Genomic DNA, 2,891 nt, shown 5'->3' on the forward strand with positions numbered 1-2,891 from the left:
GAACCCGCCGCACATCGCGGTCTCCACCACCGCCGGCACCGGCTCGGAGACCTCCTGGGCCTACGTCATCACCGACACCACGACGGACCCCGAGAACCCCCACAAGTACGTCGCGTTCGACGACGCCTGCATCACGACACTGGCCATCGACGACCCGGTGCTCTACTACAGCTGCCCGATCGACTACACCGCGCAGTGCGGGTTCGACGTGCTGGCCCACGCCTCCGAGCCCTACGTCTCCCGGCTCGACTTCCCGCCGTCGCTGGGCAACGCGCTGTACGCGATCACGCTGACCGCGGACCACCTGCGCGAGGCCGTGTGGAACGGGCAGTCACTGCCCGGCCGCGAGGGCATGATGTACGCGCAGTACATCGCGGCCCAGGCGTTCAACTCCGGCGGCCTCGGGATCATCCACTCCATCTCCCACGCCGTCTCGGCGTTCTACGACACCCACCACGGCCTGAACAACGCCGTCGCGCTGCCTCGCGTGTGGGCGTTCAACATGCCGGTGCACTACAAGCGCTTCGCGGAGATCGCGGACGCGATGGGCGTCGACACCCACGGCATGACCGACGTGCAGGGCGCCGAGGCCGCGCTCGCCGCGTCCATCCGGCTATTGCGCGACGTGGGCATCCCGGAGCGCTTCGTCGACGTCAAGCAGGACTCGTACTCGAAGAACCGCCTCGGCCACGGCCCGACCAAGTTCTACGAGAGGCAGAAGGAGATCAAGGGCGATGCCGCCGACGTCGACCGCATCACCAACCACGTCCTCGGCGACGCCTGCACCCCGGGCAACCCGAAGGAGTGCACCTTCGAGACCGTGCGCCCCGTGGTCGAGCACTGCATGAACGGTGACCTGGACGACTTCTTGACCTGAGCGGGTTCTCCCGCCCATCCCGTCGCCCGACTCCGGCGCTCAGTGGGCCCGTGGCCTCCCGGCATACCCGCTGGGAGGCCGCTGGCCCAGCCTGCTGACATGCCGCGTCGGGGTCCGGACATGCATGTTCTCGGCGTGACCAGCATCGACCCGGTCATGGGTGTGGACCGATGACCATCGACGTCCCATCCGTCATCGAGGATCAGGGGAAAGACCTGTTCGTCGCCGACGCTGATGTCAAAGGGCATGAACCCGGCATGGTGAGTGTCCGCGGGGGATTCCGGCCCGTGGGCACGGTTTGGCGGCCGGGCCGGTGAGTACTCCGAGGCCATGGATGACGACCGCTTCTTCTCCATCGTCGAGCGCGAGGCCGGGGTCGACCGCGAGACCGCCGTGGCTGCCGCCCGCGCGAGCTTGGTGACACTCGCCCAGCGGGTGACGCCAGGGGCCCTCCTCCAGGTCCAGACGCAGGCCCCGGAGGCGACGCGGTCCTGGTTGTCGCCGAAGCAGCCGCGCGAGCTCTTCGACGCCGACGAGTTCGTGGCCAGGGTCGCCGAGCGGACCGGGGTGGACCCCGACACGGCGCGCCGCTACGTGCACGCGACGTTCCTGGCGCTGAGCCGGGCCCTCAGGGCGGACGCGTGGGAGATCGTGGCGAGCGAGCTGCCCGCCGACTACGACCCGCTGCTGACGGGCACCCGTCGCTCCGGGGTCCCGATGCGGATCGAGGAGTTCCTGCAGTGGGTCGGCGACCGGGGAGGGTTCGACCGGGAGACCGCCCTGCGCGCGACGGAGGCCGTGCTGGAGACGCTCGGCGAGCGGATCGCGGGTGGGGAGGTGGACGACCTAGTCAAGGAGCTGCCGCCCGAGTTCCGGCCGGTGCTCGAGCGCGGGAAGCAACACAGCGGCGGGCGGGCGCAGAAGATGCCGTTGGAGGAGTTCGTGCGGCGGATCGCCGAGCGGGAGGGCGCGCCGGTCGATGTCGCGCGTGCACACGCCCGAGCGGTGATGAACACGATCCGGGACGCGGTCGTGGCGAAGGAGTGGCACGACATCAGCTCCGAGCTGCCGAACTCCTACCTGCAGGAGCTCGCCGAGCCGTAGCGGTCAGGACCGCTTCTCGGTGCCCCGCACGACCACCACCGGGCACGGGGCGTGGCGCAGCAGGCCCCCTGCGGTGCTGCCGAGCAGGACGTCGTACAGCGCGCTGTGGCCGTGCCGGCCCAGGGCGACGGCGGCGGCGTCGATCTCTCCTGCCACTCGGACGAGGGTCTCGCTCACCGTCGTGTCGTCGGCGACGGCGAGGGCGTCCGCGGGCATTCCGAGGGAACCGGCGATCGCGGCGCCGTGCCGGGCCAGCTCCTGCGCGTCGGCGTAGAGGGACTGGTCGAGCTCGGCGGCCGTCCGGAGGTCCAGCTGCGCGGGCGGGAGGTCGAGGCCCGCGCTGGGGATCGAGGCGAGGTCGTAGGCGGCTCCGGCCTCCCAGACCACGACGACCAGACCGGGCCGCGGGGCCAGCAGCTCCGCGGCCGCCCGCAGTGCGCGGAGCGCGGCGGGGGAGCCGTCGAAGGCGATGACGACGGGGCCGGAGTGCATGAAGCCGGGTTCCCGGAACCAGGCCGTGGAAACCGGCGTGGGAGGCGTCCTCGGACGGGTTCTCCGGTGTTTCCGCTGGTCCCGGGATCAGGACGACGGCGACTCGACTCTCGGCAGCGGCAGGTCGGCCGACCCCCCGTCGGGCTTGCACATGTCGTGGCAGGCCTTCTCGAGGCTGCAGCACAAGGAGCAGACGGTTCCGCCGTGGAACGCGCATCCGGCCATGTCGGGGCGCTCGTACTGCGCGCCGCACGCGCTGCACACCAGGAGCACGGTCGACAGGTTGCCCTCGCCGTCCTCCATCGGCGGCTGCAGGTCGTCAGGCCGTGCCAGGTAGTACCTGCCCTTGGTCGCCACGCAGATCACCGGCGACGACACGAAGGCGATCACGAGCGCGAGATACGGCGAGTACGCCGCG

General features: G+C 70.9%; 4 protein-coding genes and 1 pseudogene. 3 read left to right on the forward strand and 2 right to left on the reverse strand.

Features of this window, described 5'->3' with window-relative positions:
• The 3 genes from JWR81_RS23460 to JWR81_RS23470 all read left to right on the forward strand — a co-directional run.
• The coding region (locus tag JWR81_RS23460) for an iron-containing alcohol dehydrogenase (protein WP_297657104.1) at positions 1-877 on the forward strand (877 nt) is incomplete at its 5' end.
• A gap of 170 nt (positions 878-1,047) precedes the next feature.
• Positions 1,048-1,194, forward strand: coding sequence for a hypothetical protein (locus JWR81_RS23465; protein ID WP_297657107.1), 147 nt, complete (start codon positions 1,048-1,050; stop codon positions 1,192-1,194).
• A 13-nt stretch (positions 1,195-1,207) separates the two neighbouring features.
• Positions 1,208-1,981 (forward strand): DUF2267 domain-containing protein, encoded by a 774-nt coding sequence (locus JWR81_RS23470; protein WP_297657110.1) that lies wholly within the window; start codon positions 1,208-1,210, stop codon positions 1,979-1,981.
• A gap of 3 nt (positions 1,982-1,984) precedes the next feature.
• On the opposite strand, the gene JWR81_RS23475 is transcribed toward JWR81_RS23470, so the two are convergent.
• Both JWR81_RS23475 and JWR81_RS23480 read right to left on the reverse strand, forming a co-directional pair.
• Positions 1,985-2,473, reverse strand: a complete 489-nt coding sequence (locus JWR81_RS23475) for a universal stress protein (RefSeq protein ID WP_297657112.1) — start codon at positions 2,471-2,473, stop codon at positions 1,985-1,987.
• An 87-nt stretch (positions 2,474-2,560) separates the two neighbouring features.
• A pseudogene (locus tag JWR81_RS23480) lies at positions 2,561-2,891 on the reverse strand (hypothetical protein); the annotation flags it as partial.

Origin of the sequence: Pseudonocardia sp. (genome assembly GCF_025965585.1) — a bacterium.
Taxonomy (GTDB): Bacteria; Actinomycetota; Actinomycetes; order Mycobacteriales; family Pseudonocardiaceae; genus Pseudonocardia.

What these genes read in the sequence shown, in the direction of transcription:
- JWR81_RS23475 (WP_297657112.1), bottom strand. Translation starts at nt 2,473, where the DNA reads ATGCACTCCGGCCCCGTCGTCATCGCCTTCGACGGCTCCCCCGCCGCG.
- JWR81_RS23465 (WP_297657107.1), top strand. Translation starts at nt 1,048, where the DNA reads ATGACCATCGACGTCCCATCCGTCATCGAGGATCAGGGGAAAGACCTG.
- JWR81_RS23470 (WP_297657110.1), top strand. Translation starts at nt 1,208, where the DNA reads ATGGATGACGACCGCTTCTTCTCCATCGTCGAGCGCGAGGCCGGGGTC.